The sequence below is a fragment of the Halobaculum sp. MBLA0147 genome, from assembly GCF_041361345.1.
In the GTDB taxonomy this organism is placed as follows: domain Archaea; phylum Halobacteriota; class Halobacteria; order Halobacteriales; family Haloferacaceae; genus JAHENP01.
On sequence record NZ_JBGKAD010000001.1, the window covers coordinates 290,196 to 308,392 of the forward strand.

An 18,197-nucleotide genomic window follows, 5' to 3' on the forward strand; every position below is an offset into this window, starting at 1 on the left:
GTCGAGCGGTGTGAGCGTCCGGTGGGGTCGAGTCGGTGTGAGTATCCGGTGGAGTCGGCGGACCCGGTACCGGTGTGGAGACGCCAGTCTCAGGCGGGGCGAATCCGCATCGCCGTCCCACCGCCGGCCGCCAGCGAGAGCGTCCGCGTCTCGCCGGCCGCGACGGAGACCGTCGAGATGGCCACCTCCTCCGGGTCGGTGTCGACGTCCGTTCCGGGTGCGTCCGTGTACTCCGTGGCCGTCCACCCGTTCGCGCGCGCCGAGAGGAAGTCGAACGAGACAGTCACGTCGCGGGCGGTCTCGTCGGTCATCGCGCCGAGGAACCACTCGTCGCCGCTGCGGCGTGCGACGACGAGGTAGTCGCCGATGGCGGCGTCGACCACCCGCGTCTCGTCCCAGTCGACCGGGACGGTCTCGACGAAGTCGAACGCCGGCACCGTGTCGTAGTTCTCGCGGCTCGGGTCGACGTTCTCGAAGGCGGGCGCGACCGGCGAACCGGCACCGGCCTCGCTCACGCCGAGCGCGTCGAAGTTGAACCCACCCACGTCGTCGGCACCCAACTTCACCGCGACCGTGTTGTCGCCCGCCTGGAGGTCGACGGAGACGGTGTACACGTCCCAGTCGTCCCAGTAGTCGGTGAACGGCGGGGTGATCGTCTGCTCGGTCCCGTCGACGACGAGTGTCGCCTCGCCCGAGCCGAAGTCGGAGACGGCCTGCCGGTTCTGCTCGGCGTCGGCCGCGTACCGCAGGTGGAGGTCGTAGGTGCCGGCGCTGGGTACGTCCGTCACCGTGAACGTCGCCGTCGCGCCGTCCGGCTCTCGGTTCGGGTCGATCGGGACGTAGTGACCGCCGTAGGCGTCGCGCCACTGGTCGGCCGTGATCAGGCCGTCGAGACGCGCCGACTGTGCCTGGACGAACTCCCCGACGCCGACGGTCTCGTCGACGTACGCCTCGATCCGGTCGGCCGCCATCTGGAGGCCGGCGAGGTACGCTGGGTACATCGCCAACTGTTTCGCGACCGTCGTCTCGATCTGTGCGGGGTCGTCGTCGCCGAACGTCACGTCGAAGATCCCCGGCTGGTAGCTCGTCGGCCCGGCGAGCATCCGCGTGAACGGGAGCGTCACGTGGTGGTCCCGCCCCACGTCCGCGCCGAGTTCGCCGAAGCCGTCGTACTCCTGTGCCTTCACGACCTCGCGGGCGGCGACGTTCGGGTACGTGCGGATCTCCCCCGTCGGGACGATCCCCTCGTGGATCTCCAGCAGTTGCCGGTTCGCGGCCGCCTCCCGCATCACCAGTCTGTGGTGGTTCACCGCCCGCTGACAGTGGTGGGTGTGACTCGCCGCCGCGCCGTCGCCGTCGAACCCGAGGCCGGGGTCCTTGACGTAGCCGTTCTTGATCGAGCGAATCCCCTCGCTCTCGTAGCCCGCGAACACGTCCGCCGTCTGGATCTCGTCCTCGTAGGTGACGACGTTGCCCGCCGTCTCGTTGTGGATCGTCAACTCGACCGGGTTCGGGAGGCTCGCGCCGTAGTCGGTGACGGTCTGGACGTCGAAGTCTGGGTACGAGTCGGTCACGCCCATCTCGAAGCCGGTGCCGTCGCCCGGGTACGTCGCCCACCCACGGTTCCACCCCTCGACGAGCACGCTGTCGACGGCGTTCTCGCTCGCGAACCGCATGTACCGCTCCGTCCGCTCCGTCCGGGCACCGTGTACGTACTTCGCGGGGTCGTTCCCGGCGTTCGCGACCTCGGTGTCGGACTTGTACTCCCAGTTCGCGGACCCGGCGATCATCAGCCACCAGACGCCGACGTACTTCCGCGGGGTCACCCACGAGGTGTCGACGCTGCCGTCGGGGGTCGTCGGGAACACCGACTCGTCGAGCGGGTCCGCCAACAGCGGGATCAACTGTGACTCCACCAACTCCCCGGGTGTCGATCCCACCTGGATCGTCCGCCACGGCGTCTGGTGTGGCGCGGTCGCCTTCACCGAGGAGCCGTCCGGCAAGGGAGCGAGTTCGGCGGCCAACTCGTGCCCGCCGGTGTCGGACTTGGCCGCCAGCGACAGCTTCGCGTAGTCGTCCAGGTTCGACTCGTGGACGCTCAGGTACGTCCCGTCGTCGGCACGGACCGTCAACGGCGTGTGTGCGCCCCGCCGCACGTAGTTGTCGTTCGGACGCGTGGTCGAGCCGCCCGCCGGAATGTCACTCAGCCGCGACTCCGTGTACTCCTGTTCGAACCGCGGGTTCACCCACTCGTTCTCGATCCACCAACTCGTGTAGTCTCCCGCGAAGTTGAACTCCGTCGTCTCCGACTCGATCGTGAACGAGCCGAAGTCGTCGTCGAACACCACCCGGAACCCGAGGCCGTCGTCGAACACGCGCACCTCCAAGTTCGCGGACCGGCCGGGACTCGTCGTCTCTTCCAGTCCGATCCGCAGCGACTCGTACGGCTCCGACACCGTGTCGTAGGCACCCCACTGCGGGGTCCACGTCTCCGTCGCGCTCGTCCGTTCGGTCCCCGTGACGGTCACGTCCGGCCCCGCGGAACCGATGCCGGTCCCGAACGTCGCCTGCCCGTCGAAGGTGAACCCGATCGGGGAGGGTTCGAGGTACGTCGTCCCCTCGTATGCCACCTCGTACGTCGGGACGCCGGAGGACACGTCCACCGTCACCTCGATGGAGCCGTCGGGCGAGGTGACGCTCTGTACGTCGCCGCTGTCCCCCGTGGTCACCTGTGCCGCGACCTCCTCGGGCACCGTCAGCGAGTACGCGCTCGCCGCCGCGAGCCCCGCGAGGCCCCGCAACAGCCCTCGTCGGCCGACCGTTCGCCCGGTGCCGTCGCCGCCGTGATCGTCCTCTGTCTCTCGCATCCGTCTCTCGTGGTACTCTCGCTAGCGTATAAATCTTAGTCACGTCCGAGTTCGGTTCGAGAGCGGTGCGAGTATTCGGTCTCGGTGGTGACGTGGCTCTCCCCGGTCGGGTGTCGTGTAGGTCGTCCTGTGGAGTGTCGTACGGCGTGTCGGCGTGGGCTCCGTGGTGGGACCCCGGGCGGAGTCACGCGAGGAGTGTTCCGACGGCAGCGACGGCGGCGGCGACGTGGAGGAGGCCGAGGACGACGCCGACGGCGGTCGTCACGCCCGGGATCGAGGGGGCGACGACGATCACCGGGAGCATCGACGCGACGAGGACGACCACGGAGAGACGGAGGAACGCCCAGTCGGGGCGGCGGAGGGACCGCACCGCCAGTCCGTAGACGACCGTCGCGCCCACGCTCGCCGCGACCCCGGAGCCGACCAGCGCGGGCCACGACGTGGGTGCGACGCCGTCGAGCGGGACCACCAGGCCGGCGACGAGTCGTACGAGGACGAGCGCGGCGACTACCGCGACCGCGGTCAGCGCGCCGCGGCGCGCGAGCCACCGCCACTCGGCTCGCGCGGTCGTGGTCGGGTCTCGGCGGTCCGTCGGTCTCTCTGCGCCGGTGTCGCCTCCGGTCGTCTGCGCGCCCGTCCCACCCGCCGTCGTCTCGTGTTCGGTGCTGGCCATCTCACCTCGTAATACGTTTCCACACCACATAAATCGGTGCGGTAGTGGGGTGTGGTGTGTGTTGGTGGGTGGTGGTCGTCGTGGTGAGTGGCGCCAGTGTCGCTGGTGGTCACTCGGTGGTGGAACTCTCGTCGCCGCTCACTCGGCCGCGGCACTCCCCTCGTCGCGTCGCGCCAAGACGATCCCGGCGACGAAACAGACGATGCCGAGCCCGATCAGGCCGACGCGCAGCGGTGTCTGCCGGACGAGGATGCCGGCTACGAGCAGGACGCCGAACGCCGCGTGGAGCACTGCTGTCTGGTTCACACCCGTGTGTGGTGGTGCGATTACAAGAGGGGTGTGATCGTCGTGTGGGTTGGGTGGAGGATAGGCTTCGGTGTGTGGCGTCAGTGCGGTCCCGTCTCTGCAAGAGCGAACAGGGTCCTGTATCGGCGTTGGACGCGACGTGATTGAGTCCGTGTGGGAGTTGCTGGACCTCGTTGCCGCGGTGGAGCAGTGGCCGTGGGAGGAACTCGTCGTCGAACACCCGCCGGTCGCCTTGGCGTCGATGCCGCCCCGCATCCCGACGTAGTAGCGCGTGGCGTGGTCAAAGGCCTGTGACGTGTGGCCGTGGCCGTGGCATTACGCAGGTTGTCCCAGAGGCGTTCGCGTTGGTCGGTGATTTGGATCCGCATGGACCGATGTGTGGAGGCAGTGACTGTAAACGAGCCGACTCGTTGCACAACCCCACCGGCTCACCGTGCCTGAGTGGGGAACTGGAACAGTCGATCGAGGGTTGATCGACCGTGATCGGGCCGGCGCGGCGGGGAAGACGAGCGTCGGCCCGAGGTGATCGACGTCTCGTTGCACAACCCCCTCGGATGCTCGTTGTGCAACGAGAGGGGAGCCGTTCTCGACGGCGTGCGACCCCGTGGGGGCGGTCGCACGGAACCCGGGTTCGACGGGGTTTCTCAGCTCTCCGAGTGTCCGGCTGGTTCGCACCGATCTATCAGTCTTACCGACGCCAGCGACGGCTCCGTCAACGCCAGCGACCGTTCCATCGGTCTCCGTCGACCCCGGGGGGTTTGGGGGGTGATTGAGGGTCGACGGAAACACTAAGTGCTAAGCGGCAGGTACAGACGCTCATGGCCTTGGAAGGGCCATGGTTCCAGATGAACCCGTTGTGGGGTTGAAGCCGGCGCGACACCGGCCCGGAGCACGATCAGATCGGTGTTCCAGATGAACCCGTTGTGGGGTTGAAGCCGGTGGGACGACGGCTCGCGCTCGCGTGCGACTTCGGTTCCAGATGAACCCGTTGTGGGGTTGAAGCGCGCGTCTCTTGCACTGCGTCGAGTCGTGTCACGAGGTTCCAGATGAACCCGTTGTGGGGTTGAAGCCGTCTCGACGGACGCGATCCGACTCCGACGAGTCGTTCCAGATGAACCCGTTGTGGGGTTGAAGCTCGGAGCCGTAGTTGTCGTCGAACTGGGGGAAGACGGTTCCAGATGAACCCGTTGTGGGGTTGAAGCCTGGGCCTCGAGGCGATCGTCGTCGGAGGCCTCGGTCTGTTCCAGATGAACCCGTTGTGGGGTTGAAGCAGTCGATCCGTCCTTGCCCAGGATACGAACACGGGTTCCAGATGAACCCGTTGTGGGGTTGAAGCGGCTGGTACTCACCGATCCCGACCGGGGTGTCCGCGAGTTCCAGATGAACCCGTTGTGGGGTTGAAGCCCTCGACCGTGGCCGACGCGCCACTGTCGGGTGCTCGTTCCAGATGAACCCGTTGTGGGGTTGAAGCTGGATGGACGGCCACCACGTGCGGAAACCCATATTCCGCACCCCCTCATTCCGGTTCGATCAATTTCCCCTCTGGCGATTAGTCGATTTATTATACGAAATTAAACAGTATCAGTACGGGCGTGACGAACGGAACCCTCAACAGCGTTAAAACAGTCACAAAGAGCAACAAAACGCCCTCTTACGCCGGTTTTAGATGGATTGAATGAGATGGTGACTGAGGACGAAGCAACTGCTGAGCCGGCTATACACTTTATGACAAATAACCAATTAGTGTGCAAAACCGCAAGAGGGGAAAATGACGCCATCAAGATCAAGGGGTGCGGAATATGGGGTGCGGGTAGGACTACCCGCTCTATCTCGGAGAGACTGGTGGGAAGACGCGCATCCGATACGACAACGACCACGAATGAATGCATCAAGAAGCACGAGAGCTACACCCGGGACAACATTGAGCAGATCGAGTTTCTCGGGATGCTCACGTTGTACGACGGTTCCGTCGGGAGACTAAGGAAACATTTAATTCGCTCCTATGCACCTATCTAGCTCGATGGTCGACCCTGGTGCGGATTCAGAGGAAATCAAGGAAGAAATTCTCGACACGTTCGAGTCAGAAATGGCGAAGAGCGATGTACCTGCCGAGATCTCGGCCCGTATCGAAGCAGAACTACGGGACGACGACCACCCTAGCGACCTCACGGGAACACTTCCGACGGAGGTGACGGCCGATGGTGACGATTGAGAGCCTCCGCGTCCAGAACTTTCGTGGGGTAACTGGAGAGCACGAACTAGAGACAGATGGTGAGAACGTTGTAATCGTGGGACCGAACGGATCCGGAAAGAGTTCGTTGCTGGAGGCGGCGGATTACCTGATCACGGGTACCATCTCCGACCTTCGAGGAGAGGGTATGGGTGTCGTCCCCCGCGACGAAGTAATCCCTAACGTCAGATCCGACGGGGAGTGCGTCGTAGAAGCGTCGCTGGAGCTAGACGACGGGTCCACGCAAGAGTTCCGGCGGAGTTTCGAAGAGCGGGACACGGATCCACCCGAAGACGAATTACCAACCTCTGTCGAGGAGGCGATTGATACGGCAGAACAGGGACAACACCTGCTCACGAGGGACGACCTGCTGGACCTGATCTTGGCCCAACCACAGTCTCGTCGGGAAGCTTTCGTGGAACTTCTCGATTTACCGGACATCGATGAGCGACGACTGGCTCTCCAGCGCACTCGAAAGAAACTGGACAAACGGGTCGAAAACGAAACGACATCCCGCGAGAACGTCGCCGAGCGACTCCGTGAGATTGCCGGAGTCGACACGCCTCACGGAGATCTCCTCGAAAGCGCTGTGTTGGAAGCAGTAAACGACCTCAGGGAGGAATTCGGCGCGGAGCCCATCGACGAGATAACCCCCGAAGGTGTGAGAAAGGGAATCAAGTCACCGAGTGAACTCGTCTCCGCGGAGGCACTTCAGCGGGAACCACCGCGCCAAGCACTCGAAGAATTCGCCAGTTGGATTGAGAGCGTCCACGAGAACCTCCCCGAAACCATCAAGAACTTTCGTAGTAAGCTATCCGAGTTCCACCGATCCGAGTGGGGCGGGGTCGACGCAAAGCAGCTAGAACTGCTCGAACTCGGCGAGTCAGTCGTAGAACCGGATGACGACGTGTGTCCGCTCTGTGATCGTCCCTGGCACGAGGATACCCCGTTGCTGGAGGACATCAGAGACCGACGGGAAAGACTGGCGCACCTCCAACACCTGAAGGAGTCCATCGAGGGACGGCGTGATGACCTTCGGAGTACGCTGAACGAGGGGCGGGATCTCACGGAGTACCTTTCGAGGGAACTGGAGGAGTCAGTGTACCCGCAAGTAGAGGCGATTCAACGACTTCAGGAGGTGATCGACGAGACGCTAAGCATCTTCTCCAACGACGCCCTCGTTCGTGGCGATTTGACGCCAGAAGAATTGCCTATCGTGGACGATGAACCCGGAGAGGAGATTCTGACGAAGCAAATCAAAGAAGCTCTTCGTGCGTCCAAGGAGCTACAGCGCCGTGCCAGCGAGGTCGACGACCTGAGCGAAACAGAAGCGAAGTACGAACGATTACAGAGCGTCGCGGATCAGTGGGCCGAGTATCAAGAGCGGCGGGCCACGGTCGAACGGCTTGAGTCGCTACTCGAACAGGTCAAGATCGCGGAGAGCAACTTCACCGACGCATGGGAGGAAGTCGTCGGCGACATTTACGAGGACATCTCGTCGCGGGTCGGAACGTACTACGAACGAATTCACGGTGACGAAGTGGGGGCCGCTACCCGGTTCGATGTGACTGATACCGGTGTGAAATTGAAAAAAGAATTCTACGACGAAGGCGAGTTCCCGCCACAGGGAATCCACAGTGAGGGCCACCTCGACACACTCGGTCTGTGTCTCCACCTCGCACTGACCGACTACCTCCAGCAGGGCAACGAATCGATCATCCTGATGGACGACGTAGTGATGTCCGTCGATCAAGATCACCGACGCGAGATAGCTCGCCTCATCGCCGAGGAATTCGCAGAGGAGTACCAGGTCATCATCACGACACACGACGAGTTGTGGGCCCAACAGCTGAAATCAGAGGGGGCACTCGACGGCGGCGATCAAGTCTGGCTTCAGGAGTGGTCACTGGACGCTGGCGTAACGGAGAGTCGATACCGAATCGATGTCGGTGATCAGTGGGACGAAGTTGAGGCAGCGATGTCCGACGACGACATACAACGTGCAGCCCACGAACTCCGATATGCGACGGAACGAATGCTTCAGCAGACTTGTACGTCGCTCGGAGCACACATCGAGTACAAACCTGGTGCCGAGTATACGGTTTCTGATTTCAAGGATGCCGTCTGCCGTCGGTTAGATACACTCACCGGCAAGGCGAGAGACAACCTCCATTCTCACGACGATGACGATAGAGACGACTTTGAAGCTGCGGGGGAACTAGATGACAAATACGGGAAATTGCTACACGACGTTGGAGAAAAGTTGGACAGAGTAAACCGTCGGGTGCACTGGACACCAGGGAAGTGGCTAACTCTCGGATCGAAGGAATTCGAAGAGGTCTACGAGACGCACAAGGCTGCCTACGATCTCTTGTACTGCGATGAATGTGGGTCGTCGATCCGGTACGAAGAGATGGGAGGCTACCACGAACTCCGATGCAACTGTCGAGAACACTACGACATCACGTGGAGCTAGAGCCGGTGGTAACTCATCGTTGGAGGCTACTCCTTGACGGTGGGGCCAACTTCCCACGTCTAACGGTCTAATTCATCAGTGACCATCCTCGACCCCATATTCCGCACCCCTTGATCTTGCTCCGTTGAACGCCGACGCCGTCTGTGGATCGTATCGCTGATTTCACGGGATTTGGACGCCGTCTGGCGATATGGGACGTCTCTAGACCCTCGCACAGACCTTTCACGAATTCGCCACGAACCATGTTGAACAACCAGACGTACCCGCTGTCGCCGACGGCGACAACGAGTACGCCAAGTCCACCAAAATCGCGCTCCTTCTGCTCAAAGAGGAGATCAGCAAGCCGCTTCGGAGGCTCGAAGACTATCTCAACGAGATGCCGGGAATTCTCGGTGTGTTTGATCTTGACTCATCGCCGGATTACTCATCTTTCAGCGTCTGGGACGATGAATTCCCGATGAAAGAACTGCGCCGCCTTCTCCGCGCCTCCGCGGAGCAGGCGGGGCTCTCAGGCACCGCGTCGATCGACGCCAGCGGCTTTCAGCGTGACCAAGCCAGCTCACACTACCGGAATCGGGTCGGTTACTCGTTCAACGCGATGAAAACGACGCTGCTTGTTGACACGGATTCTCTTGCTATCATGGACGCTCATTTCACGACGAAGAAAGCCTATGACGGCCATATCGGGCTGCAGGTCTTTCGGCGGAACGCCGAAGACCTGCAAGCGTTGCTGGCCGACAAAATGTACTCGTGGAGTAATCTCCGTGAAGCTTGCCGTGACAGGTCTACACGGCCAGTGATCAAACACTGCGAGCAAAACGCACTCAAGAAATCCCACAACGCCAGAATTGACGATGATGTCTACAACCAGCGGTTAATGAGTGAGACCGTGTTTGCGATGCTGAAAGAGGACGGCGACGAGATCCGCTCCCGGAGCTGGCACGGCCAGTTCCGGGAGCTTACACGGAAGTGTATCGTCCATAACCTCGAGCAGGCGGCGAGTTAGAGCTCGCCGCCTGCTCCCCTTCTCCGAATGTATCCGAGAGAGGCATCGCCATCGTCCACCTCATGCTTTATCTGGTATCTTGTGAAACTGATGCTTTGGTAGCCGCACAATTCTGCTCGAATCGAATCGTCCGATCTGAGAATCCACAGCTAAAGCGCTGCTACCAGTAGAAGATCGAATATCAAAAATCCGATGTTGCCGCCGTCTTGCGTTCAACACGGCATGATCAAACGGTCGGTATCGGTTAATTCGACCACACTTCAGTTGACGGGTAGTGAAATAGCCGGCGGTCTATCACACACTCCTTCTACCTGGGCGTTTATTTGTCAGATGTTAAGATAGACGAATGCCAGATACAGACACGTCACAGACCGACTCGTGTTCGTACGACGACTGTAACCGGGACGTTTCTGACGGAGGCTACTGCTACTGGCATCGAGAAGATAATAAGCAGCCACTAAGTGATGATTCACCCGTCGATAGACTTCCACGTGATCTTACTGCCGCGCATCTCTGAAACACTGACCTCTCAGACGCGGATTTCTCCAGTTCCAACCTCTCCGACGCAGATCTCTTCGGTGCCGACCTTGCCGGTGCCAACCTCACCGACGCAGATCTCTTCGGTGCCGACCTTGCCGGTGCCAACCTCACCGACGCAGACCTCGTCAGTGCCGACCTCTCAAACGCGAACCTCCATGGTGCCGACCTCGCCGGTGCCAACCTCTCCGACGCAGATCTCTTCGGTGCCGACCTCTCCGACGCGGAACTCTCCGGTGCCGACCTCCCAAACACCAACCTTCACGATGCCGACCTCTCCGACACACACCTCTTTGCTGCTGAACTCTCCACCGCGGACCTCTCTAGCGCGGACTTCTCCGACGCAAATCTTCTTTCTGCCGACCTCTCCGACGCAAGCCTCGTCGGTGCCGACCTCTCAAACGCGACCCTCCAGCATGCCGACCTTTCCGACGCAGACCTTGTCAGTGCCGACCTCTCCGAAACAAACCTCATCCGTGCCGACCTAACAAATGCTGACCTCCGCGGTACGAGATTTTTCCGCGTATCTCTCTCGCGTGCCACGACGATCACTGAACACCGGGATCGGGCCCTTCCAGAAGAAGTGGATGACACAAACACCGGGTCACTCATTTTAGACTGGGTCCGTCCCACATACGACCCGACCGTGTATGACGAAATTGGTCGGATAGAACACGAACTCCGCCGGGCGTACAGCAATAATGGACTCACAGGACAGGCGCGGACCGCTCGCGTCCGAGAGCGAAAAGCCCGGCGACGAGAGGCGTTCGCTGAGGGGGGAGCACGAGGGAAAATCGCATGGCTCTGGTCGATTCTGGCGCAGGTGTTCACCGGCTACGGGATACAGCTTCGCTGGATTCTCGCTATGATGATCCTGCTGTATACTGGCTCGGCGGTCGTTTACTCGACGGTCGGCGGAATGGCCCCTGTCGAGAGTCTCTACTATAGTATCGTGACGTTCACCACCTCACCACCGGAGCCCGCACCGACCAGCCTACCAATGCGAGCCGTCGCCGGATTCGAAACGTTCGCCGGCACCGCGGCGATTGTGTTCCTCGGCTATGTCCTCGGCACCCGTGAGCAGGTGTGACCTCACTCATGCCGAGCCGGTTTGCACAGTCCCGCCGACTGTCGCTCACCTTGCGGGAACGAGTGTTACCGTTCACGATGAACGTACGTCAGAATCCGCGACCCGACGCATAGCGACACCCGCTGTAATAAGGAGGTCGCTCACGGGTGGTGATTCGGCCCTAAAATACGGATGGGTTGGGGCGGATTTGAACCGCCGGCCTCCTCCATGTCAAGGAGGTGTCATAACCGGGCTAGACTACCAACCCGTGCCGTCTCGCTTGCAACCCAGAGTATCGCAGGTACACATTTGAACCCTTCGAACCACACCGAGGGCGTCGGGGTGTCTCACACCGACACGAGGGTTCAAACCGGAAGCCGGGACCACACACGCCGTGCTCGCGATCACCGGCGGCAAGGGCGGCACCGGCACCACGACCACGGCGCTGGGACTCGGCGTCGCACTCGCGGGGCCGACACTCGTCGTCGACGGCGACTGGGCCGTGCCGGACCTCCACCGCCTGGCCGGCGTGACGCGCCACGGCGACGACCCACCGCCAGACTCCGAGGCACTCTGGCGCACTGCGACACCGGCTTCGGCCCGACACACGAGGGTGAACGCCGGTCCCGACTCACCACCCGACGACGAGGACACACGCTCCGGAGGGACGCGCGTCCTCGCGCCACCGGCAGACACGGACGCGACGGACCGAAAGGCGTGGTTCCGAGGCTGTCGCCGTACGGACGCCCGCGTGCTCGTCGACTGTCCGTCCGGCGTCGGTCCGCCGACGGCGACACTGCTCCGGATCGCGGACGGCACGATACCAGTGACGACCGCCTGCGCGCCCGCGGTGCGCGACACGCGGAAGACGACCCGCGCCGCCGCGGCACTCGGCACGCCCACAGTCGCCACTGTCGTCACCCGCGCTCGGACGGTCCCGCCGCCACTCGCCAGAGCCGACGCCGGCCCGTCTGTCACCGTCCCGGCGGTCGCCGCTCCCGTGCTCCAGACGCCGTCGGTGCGCGCGGCCTACGACGGGTTGGCTGACCGCCTCGCGGCGACCGACGCAGACCACTGGGTGTGACGCCGGTGGCCACAGTTGTCACAGCGGTACAGCGCGAATCCCACTCGTCTAGGGATGGGAGGAAGAGCGAACACCTCGTCGAACATCCACCGGCGATGGCTGGTTACCAATTCCACCGTAACTACTATACTCGACACAAATAAACGAAGTATTGGCCGATCGGCATGGCGTTCACGGAACGACCACGCGACAAAGGCACTCGTCGCGGCCACCGTGATAGCGACGAGAAAACCGCTCCGTCGGGTGGTCGCGTGGCTTCCGCCGTGGGCGGATGCGAGGTCCAGCATGGATTGCTGTACCACGGGACCACTGAGCCGCAGGCGGTTGCGCGACCTCCGCGTTCGGTCGGACGAGCGGGCCACGTCCACGCGAGACACGCGCTTCCCGTGGGTTGGGTCGCCCGTCAGGAGGCCCCGAAGTCAGCGGCACCGACCGCGAGTGGTAGCTCCATGCTCCCCCGTCGCCGTGGCGTCGACAAGACGCTCTGCGTCTCGTCCGCACACCAGAACGCGTCACGTTCCGATGACGGTAGAGCACGAGCCGACTGGCAATTAAATTGCCGACGTGGGTGGCCCACCACCGACGCAAGCCCACGGATTTAACAATGGGTACCTGACGGAATTGTTAACCGCCCCGACAGACTGCCACACGGCATGGACGACTGGGAACGACGGACGGTGCAGTACGTCGGGTTCGTCGTGGGGGTCGTCGTCGTGTTCTCGCTGGTGTACGACGCCGGGATGTCCGCCTTCGAGGGGCGACCGATCCCGTTCTTGCGGGCCGTCCGCGTCGTCGTCGAGACGTTCACGACGACCGGGTACGGGTCGGACGCCCCGTGGTCGACCGACGCGATGCGACTGTTGGTCATCGGGATGGACGTGACGGGTGTCGTGCTCATCTTCCTCGCACTCCCGGTGTTGGTGTTCCCGGTACTCGAGGAGGCACTCTCGACGACGGTCCCGACGGCGGTCGACGACGACCTCTCGGACCACGTCGTGATCTGTACGCACAACGCCCGCGCCGCGACGCTGATCTCGGAGCTGAACTCGTGGGACCAGCCGTACGTGATCGTCGAACCGGATCGCGAGACCGCGACGGAGTTGTACGAGGACGGCCACCGCGTCATCCACCAGGAGGTCGTCAGCGTCGACGGGCTGGAACGCGCCAACCTCGCCGACGCGCGGGCCGTCGTCGCAGACATCTCCGACACCGTCGACACGAGTATCGTGTTGACCGCCAAGGAGATCGACGAGGACGTGCCGGTCGTGAGCGTCGTCGAGGAGCCGGACAGCGCGCGGTACCACGAACTGGCCGGCGCGGACGTGGTGTTGTCGCCACGACCACTGCTCGGGGAGAGTCTCGCCCGGAAGGTGACCACCGGCGTCTCGACGGATCTGGGCGAGGCGGTAGAACTCGGCGAGGACTTCGACATCGTGGAACTCCCGGTCTCGCGTGGCAGCGACCTCGTCGGCTCGACGCTCGCCGAGAGTGGGATCCGCGAACGGACGGGGGTCAACGTGATCGGGGCGTGGTTCCGGGGCGACTTCCAGAGTCCGCCACCGCCGAACGCCCGACTCGACGGCTCGACCGTCCTGTTGGTCACCGGTCGACCGGACCAACTGGAGGAACTCAGACAGGTGACCTCCTCGGACGTGCGCCGGTTCACGTCCGGCGAGACGGTGATCGTCGGCTACGGCGAGGTCGGCAGCCGGATCGGCGAGGCGCTGGAGGCCGCGGACATCGAACACACCGTCATCGACGTGGAGGACAAACCCGGCGTGGACGTGGTCGGGGACGCGACGGACCCGGAGGTGCTGGAGGCGGCAGGTGTCCACGGCGCTCGCTCGGTCGTCCTGGCGCTCCCCGACGACACGCTCGCCGAGTTCGTCGCGTTGATCGTTCGCGACCACACCCCCGACACGGAGATCGTCGCCCGGGTCGAACAGCCCGAGGCGATGGGGAAGATGTACCGCGCCGGTGCCGACTACGTCCTCGCGTTGGCCTCCGTCACCGGTCGCATGACCGCCTCGGCGGTGTTGGACGACGAGGACGTACTCTCGCCGGACACACAGGTCGACGTGATCCGGACCGAGGCGCCCGGCCTCGTCGGCCGGACGCTGGGTGACGCCGACGTGCGCTCGCGGACCGGGTGTACCGTCGTCGCGGTCGAACGGAACGGCGACGTCCTCACCGACGTGGGTCCGACGTTCCGGGTCGAGGCCGGCGACAGACTGGTGATCGCCGGCACCGACGAGGGGACGAACCGCTTCCAAGAGATCCTCGGGTGACTCCCCCGGACGATCCCACCCGTCACCTCGCCGACACACTACCCGTAGTCGCGGACGCGTCGACCGACGTGCGCGATCACGACTGTTCGGTTCCGTGACACGTCCGAGACGGCGGACGTACAACCAAACATTCGGCGCGGAACAAGTTTTCTCCTCTCTAGAGGTAGCTAGTAGAAAGTACTTGAGTGTCGGTCCCTACCGTCCAGCGTATGACCGCAGTCGTCACTGGGGGCACGGACAGAGCGGTCGAGGTGGGATTCGTGTTACGCGACCGGTCACACCCGTTCGTCGGGGTGACGGCGGCACTCGACTGTGAACTGCGACTCCGTCGACTGGTGCCGCGTGGCCCCGACAGGTGTGCACAGTACGTCGAACTCACCGGCGCCGATCCCGAACGAGCGGAGGCGTACTTCGCCGAGGCGATCTCGGGGGAGGGTGAGGAGTCGGGAGCCCAGATCAGTCTCACGCGCGTCACCCTGTTGGAGCGCCGCGAGGACGGAGGCCTGTTCGAGTTCGTCACCGACGACAGGTGTCCGCTGGCGGAGTTGTGTCGGCTCGGCGGTGTCCCGACGAGCGTCGTCGCGACGGACGGGTACGCCCGGATCGACGCCGAGGTGACTCCGGCGAGAGATCCCGAGGCACTGATCGCGGCGTTCCGAGAGCGGTACGACGCGGAGCTCACGCGCAAGTGCCGCCGCGAGGACGCGACGGTCGCGACCGGGGACCGTGGCCTCCGCGAGCGGGTGGTATCGTGTCTCACCGACCGCCAGCGCGACGTGTTGTTCGCCGCGTTCGAGGCGGGATACTTCGACAGCCCGCGTCGGATCAGTGCCACCGAACTCGCCGACAGACTCGACATCGCCGCGCCGACGCTCCACGAACACCTCCGGACGGCAGAACGGAAACTCGTCGCACACCTCGCCGACGCACGGTCCGGGCTGGACGGCCACGGCCCCGTCTCGACACCGGGCTCGTGACGACGCCACGGAGTCGGAGCCAGTGACGAGCGAGCACACTGGACGACTCGCTCGCCGCCGCTCGTCGCGTCTCTCACCTGCTCGCCTCGTCTCGCGACCGTTCTCGTCGTCCGACGACCACGGGAAGACACTTACCAGTCGACCGCCTACGGTGTGGTATGCGGGAACGAATCACACGGACGGTCGACAGGGCGAAGTACGCGGCGGTCGGCGGCGCCGTCGGTGGCGCGGTCGGCGGTCTGTTCGGACGGAACGCGGCGAGCTCCGGCGCGGCGGCCGGTGCACTCGTCGGTGCGACGGTCGGCGAGAAGCGCTCGCGTGTCGAACGACTCGTCGACCGCTCCGGCGTCGACGGGGTCGTCGACGTGGTCAAGACGAGCGCGCGACGAGGTCGACGCACGGCCGAGACCGAGGCCGAGTAGTCCACCAGTCGGACGGCGGGTCTCACTGAACCGGAGTGCCTGTGGTCTCGCGCACGCCTCCTGCCTTCGGTAGCGTCGTGACCCAAGAGTCAAGCCGAGCCTCCGCCACGGCCCGGTATGGACTCCGACACGGAGCCGTCGTCGTTCGTCTTCGAGGGCGGCGAGGTCCCGCCGGGCGAGACGGAACACGTCTGGTTCCCCGTCAGCGAGACGTACCTCGGGGAGCCGGTGACGACGCCGGTCACGGTGATCAACGGCGCTCGCGCCGGCCCGACGGTGTTCCTCACGGCGGCGGTCCACGGCGACGAGCTGAACGGCGTCGAGGTGGTCCGCGAGGTGGCCCGAGAGTGGGACCACGACGGAATCTGCGGCACGCTCGTCTGTCTGCCGGTCGTCAACACACTCGGGTTCGTCACCCAACAGCGGTACCTCCCGGTGCAGGAGCGCGACCTCAACCGAGCCTTCCCCGGGAAGGCTGGCTCGACGGGAGCGAAACGGATCGCACACCGCCTCTACGAGAACTTCCTCTCGCAGTGTGACTTCGGGCTCGACTTCCACACGTCGACGCGGGGCCGGACGAACATGTTCCACGTCCGTGCCGACATGTCCGACGACGCCGTGGCGCGACTCGCCCGTGCGTTCGGCTCGAACATGATCCTCGACACGGACGGCTCCGAGGGGATGCTCCGTCGAGAACTCTCCGAGGCCGGTGTCCCGACGATCACCGTCGAGATGGGACAGGCCCACCGGTTCGAACGCCGTCTGATCGACCACGCCTTGGACGGCGTCGAGAGCGTGTTCGCCGAGTACGAGATCTACCCGACCGAGGACGTCCGCTGGCCGGGGTGGCGGACGGTGATCTCCGGGTGGGAGGACAAGACGTGGCTCCGCGCGGACGTGGGTGGCCTCGTCGAGGTCCACGCCGACCGCGGCGCGCTGGTCGCCGAGGGAGACCGCATCTGTACCATCACGAACCCGTTCAAGACGGAGAAGACGGTCGTCGAAGCCCCGTTCGGCGGCGTCGTCGTCGGCGTGTTGGAGAACCCGGTCGTCTCGCCGGGCAACCCGCTGTGTCACCTCGCGAACGTCGACGACAACGTCCGCCGGGCCATCGAACTCCACCGCAGCCAGCCCAGTCCGGCCGGTGGTGACGTGCCGGCCGCAGAGGAGTGACGGAGAGTCGGGGTCCGTCGTCGACACCGCTCCCGGAACACCAACGTCGGTTTCCCGTTCGCAAGGTATTTTTTCCATGACCCGAAAGAGACGGTCATGAGTTCCTCGTCGACGGCCGACCGCATCCTCGACGTGTTGGAGGCCGACGCACAGGCCTCCTACGCGGAGATCGCGGAGCGGGCGGACGTGTCGAAACCCACCGTCAGGAAGTACATCGAACAGTTGGAGGACGACGGCGTGATCGTCGGCTACTCCGCCGAGCTGGACCCGAAGAAGCTCTCCGGCCGGACCATCGCCATCGTCGGGATCGAAGTCGAGAGCGACCACTACGTCGCGGCGACGCGGGGTCTGAAGGAGGTCGACGCCATCGAGCGACTGTACACCTCCTCGGGAGACCACATGTTCATGGCGGAAGTCCGCGCCGAGGACGGGGAGGATCTGGGGAACGTCATCAGCGACCACGTGCTCGCCGTCGAGGGTGTCGAGGCCGCACACCCCTCCGTGTTGCAGGAACGACTCAAGTGACGCTCGGTCGGCGGTGTTCCGCACGACGTTCCACTCGATCGCCTTCGCTCTCGGCCGTCTTCTCCTCTCTGGACGCCTCGTTCTCGGCCGTTTCTCCTGCTCGCGGTCTCCGCCGAGTCGGTGTCACGACCTGCCGGGACTCCGCTCGGAACCGACAGGTTGAGACTCGCCAGACGGCTCTCTGGAGACGTGACAGTCGTCGACTCGCTCCCCGATCGGCCGCTGACGGACGCGGAGGTGTCGAAGTTGAACCGCTCCGACCCCGTGACGCTCGCCGTCGCCGTGGCGTTCGACGAACCGGGTGGGAAGGACACGCCGGACGGACAAGACGCCTCCGCCGGGCGCTCGGCGTCGGACGAGGGTCGCGGGCTGGTGTTGGCGACCGACGAGTGGGTCCGCGGGCTGGCGTTCGGCGACGACCACTGGACGGCGGTGGAGTCCGTCGCCTACGGCGAGGGCACCGAGCGGTACGAGGCGCTACGCGACTGTGAGACCGCCGTCCGCGAGTGGCTCGACGGACGGGAGTGATACGGGTCGCGACTCTACCCGGCAGTGTCCGAGCCG

14 protein-coding genes, 1 tRNA gene, 2 pseudogenes and 1 CRISPR repeat array are annotated in these 18,197 nt (G+C 64.0%); of the genes and pseudogenes, 13 read left to right on the forward strand and 4 right to left on the reverse strand.

Annotation, left to right across the window (positions count from 1 at the left end):
• Window positions 1-89 precede the first annotated feature (89 nt).
• The 3 genes from RYH80_RS01445 to RYH80_RS01455 form a co-directional block, all read right to left on the reverse strand.
• The gene (locus tag RYH80_RS01445) at window positions 90-2,867 is read right to left on the reverse strand and encodes a glycoside hydrolase family 97 N-terminal domain-containing protein (protein WP_370902080.1); all 2,778 of its coding nucleotides are present in this window, start codon (window positions 2,865-2,867) and stop codon (window positions 90-92) included.
• Window positions 2,868-3,051: 184 nt separating this feature from the next.
• Complete coding sequence (locus tag RYH80_RS01450) at window positions 3,052-3,540, reverse strand: hypothetical protein (RefSeq protein WP_370902081.1); 489 nt, start codon at window positions 3,538-3,540, stop codon at window positions 3,052-3,054.
• Between the two features lie 138 nt (window positions 3,541-3,678).
• On the reverse strand, window positions 3,679-3,846 hold the full coding sequence (locus RYH80_RS01455) for a hypothetical protein (RefSeq protein WP_370902082.1): 168 nt from the start codon (window positions 3,844-3,846) through the stop codon (window positions 3,679-3,681).
• Window positions 3,847-3,985: 139 nt separating this feature from the next.
• Here RYH80_RS01455 and RYH80_RS01460 point away from each other — a divergent pair, with 139 nt between their 5' ends.
• The 6 genes and pseudogenes from RYH80_RS01460 (at window position 3,986) to RYH80_RS01485 (ending at window position 11,185) form a co-directional block, all read left to right on the forward strand.
• Window positions 3,986-4,111, forward strand: a complete 126-nt coding sequence (locus RYH80_RS01460) for a hypothetical protein (RefSeq protein WP_370902083.1) — start codon at window positions 3,986-3,988, stop codon at window positions 4,109-4,111.
• A 573-nt stretch (window positions 4,112-4,684) separates the two neighbouring features.
• Window positions 4,685-5,317: direct repeats of the CRISPR family, unit length 31 nt; unit sequence GTTCCAGATGAACCCGTTGTGGGGTTGAAGC.
• A gap of 549 nt (window positions 5,318-5,866) precedes the next feature.
• Window positions 5,867-6,058, forward strand: a complete 192-nt coding sequence (locus RYH80_RS01465) for a hypothetical protein (protein ID WP_370902084.1) — start codon at window positions 5,867-5,869, stop codon at window positions 6,056-6,058.
• Complete coding sequence (locus tag RYH80_RS01470; protein ID WP_370902085.1) at window positions 6,045-8,552, forward strand: AAA family ATPase; 2,508 nt, start codon at window positions 6,045-6,047, stop codon at window positions 8,550-8,552. The genes RYH80_RS01465 and RYH80_RS01470 overlap by 14 nt, the downstream gene beginning before the upstream one ends.
• A gap of 190 nt (window positions 8,553-8,742) precedes the next feature.
• A pseudogene (locus RYH80_RS01475) lies at window positions 8,743-9,558 on the forward strand (IS5 family transposase).
• Between the two features lie 535 nt (window positions 9,559-10,093).
• Window positions 10,094-10,621: pseudogene (locus RYH80_RS01480) on the forward strand (pentapeptide repeat-containing protein); the annotation flags it as partial.
• 57 nt (window positions 10,622-10,678) lie between these two features.
• The gene (locus RYH80_RS01485; protein WP_370902086.1) at window positions 10,679-11,185 is read left to right on the forward strand and encodes a hypothetical protein; all 507 of its coding nucleotides are present in this window, start codon (window positions 10,679-10,681) and stop codon (window positions 11,183-11,185) included.
• 172 nt (window positions 11,186-11,357) lie between these two features.
• Here RYH80_RS01485 and RYH80_RS01490 read toward each other — a convergent pair.
• Window positions 11,358-11,432 (reverse strand) — tRNA-Val (locus tag RYH80_RS01490).
• Between the two features lie 126 nt (window positions 11,433-11,558).
• Between RYH80_RS01490 and RYH80_RS01495 the strand changes: the two genes are divergently transcribed.
• The 7 genes from RYH80_RS01495 (at window position 11,559) to RYH80_RS01525 (ending at window position 18,161) form a co-directional block, all read left to right on the forward strand.
• Complete coding sequence (locus RYH80_RS01495) at window positions 11,559-12,248, forward strand: MinD/ParA family ATP-binding protein (RefSeq protein ID WP_370902087.1); 690 nt, start codon at window positions 11,559-11,561, stop codon at window positions 12,246-12,248.
• 653 nt (window positions 12,249-12,901) lie between these two features.
• Window positions 12,902-14,536 (forward strand): potassium channel family protein, encoded by a 1,635-nt coding sequence (locus RYH80_RS01500; RefSeq protein ID WP_370902088.1) that lies wholly within the window; start codon window positions 12,902-12,904, stop codon window positions 14,534-14,536.
• Between the two features lie 209 nt (window positions 14,537-14,745).
• Complete coding sequence (locus RYH80_RS01505; protein WP_370902089.1) at window positions 14,746-15,513, forward strand: bacterio-opsin activator domain-containing protein; 768 nt, start codon at window positions 14,746-14,748, stop codon at window positions 15,511-15,513.
• 158 nt (window positions 15,514-15,671) lie between these two features.
• Complete coding sequence (locus tag RYH80_RS01510) at window positions 15,672-15,935, forward strand: hypothetical protein (RefSeq protein WP_370902090.1); 264 nt, start codon at window positions 15,672-15,674, stop codon at window positions 15,933-15,935.
• Between the two features lie 117 nt (window positions 15,936-16,052).
• Window positions 16,053-17,108, forward strand: a complete 1,056-nt coding sequence (locus RYH80_RS01515) for a succinylglutamate desuccinylase/aspartoacylase family protein (RefSeq protein ID WP_370902091.1) — start codon at window positions 16,053-16,055, stop codon at window positions 17,106-17,108.
• Window positions 17,109-17,204: 96 nt separating this feature from the next.
• Window positions 17,205-17,633 carry a winged helix-turn-helix transcriptional regulator gene (locus tag RYH80_RS01520; RefSeq protein ID WP_370902092.1) on the forward strand — a complete coding sequence of 143 codons (429 nt, stop codon included), beginning with the start codon at window positions 17,205-17,207 and terminating at the stop codon, window positions 17,631-17,633.
• Window positions 17,634-17,822: 189 nt separating this feature from the next.
• Window positions 17,823-18,161, forward strand: a complete 339-nt coding sequence (locus RYH80_RS01525; protein ID WP_370902093.1) for a DUF7964 domain-containing protein — start codon at window positions 17,823-17,825, stop codon at window positions 18,159-18,161.
• The last annotated feature ends 36 nt before the right edge of the window (window positions 18,162-18,197 follow it).

Bases quoted from the DNA above. Each gene is read 5' to 3' on its own strand.
- RYH80_RS01515 (WP_370902091.1), top strand. From the start codon at position 16,053: ATGGACTCCGACACGGAGCCGTCGTCGTTCGTCTTCGAGGGCGGCGAG.
- RYH80_RS01445 (WP_370902080.1), bottom strand. From the start codon at position 2,867: ATGCGAGAGACAGAGGACGATCACGGCGGCGACGGCACCGGGCGAACG.
- RYH80_RS01470 (WP_370902085.1), top strand. From the start codon at position 6,045: ATGGTGACGATTGAGAGCCTCCGCGTCCAGAACTTTCGTGGGGTAACT.
- RYH80_RS01510 (WP_370902090.1), top strand. From the start codon at position 15,672: ATGCGGGAACGAATCACACGGACGGTCGACAGGGCGAAGTACGCGGCG.
- RYH80_RS01500 (WP_370902088.1), top strand. From the start codon at position 12,902: ATGGACGACTGGGAACGACGGACGGTGCAGTACGTCGGGTTCGTCGTG.
- RYH80_RS01520 (WP_370902092.1), top strand. From the start codon at position 17,205: ATGAGTTCCTCGTCGACGGCCGACCGCATCCTCGACGTGTTGGAGGCC.
- RYH80_RS01465 (WP_370902084.1), top strand. From the start codon at position 5,867: ATGGTCGACCCTGGTGCGGATTCAGAGGAAATCAAGGAAGAAATTCTC.
- RYH80_RS01450 (WP_370902081.1), bottom strand. From the start codon at position 3,540: ATGGCCAGCACCGAACACGAGACGACGGCGGGTGGGACGGGCGCGCAG.
- RYH80_RS01505 (WP_370902089.1), top strand. From the start codon at position 14,746: ATGACCGCAGTCGTCACTGGGGGCACGGACAGAGCGGTCGAGGTGGGA.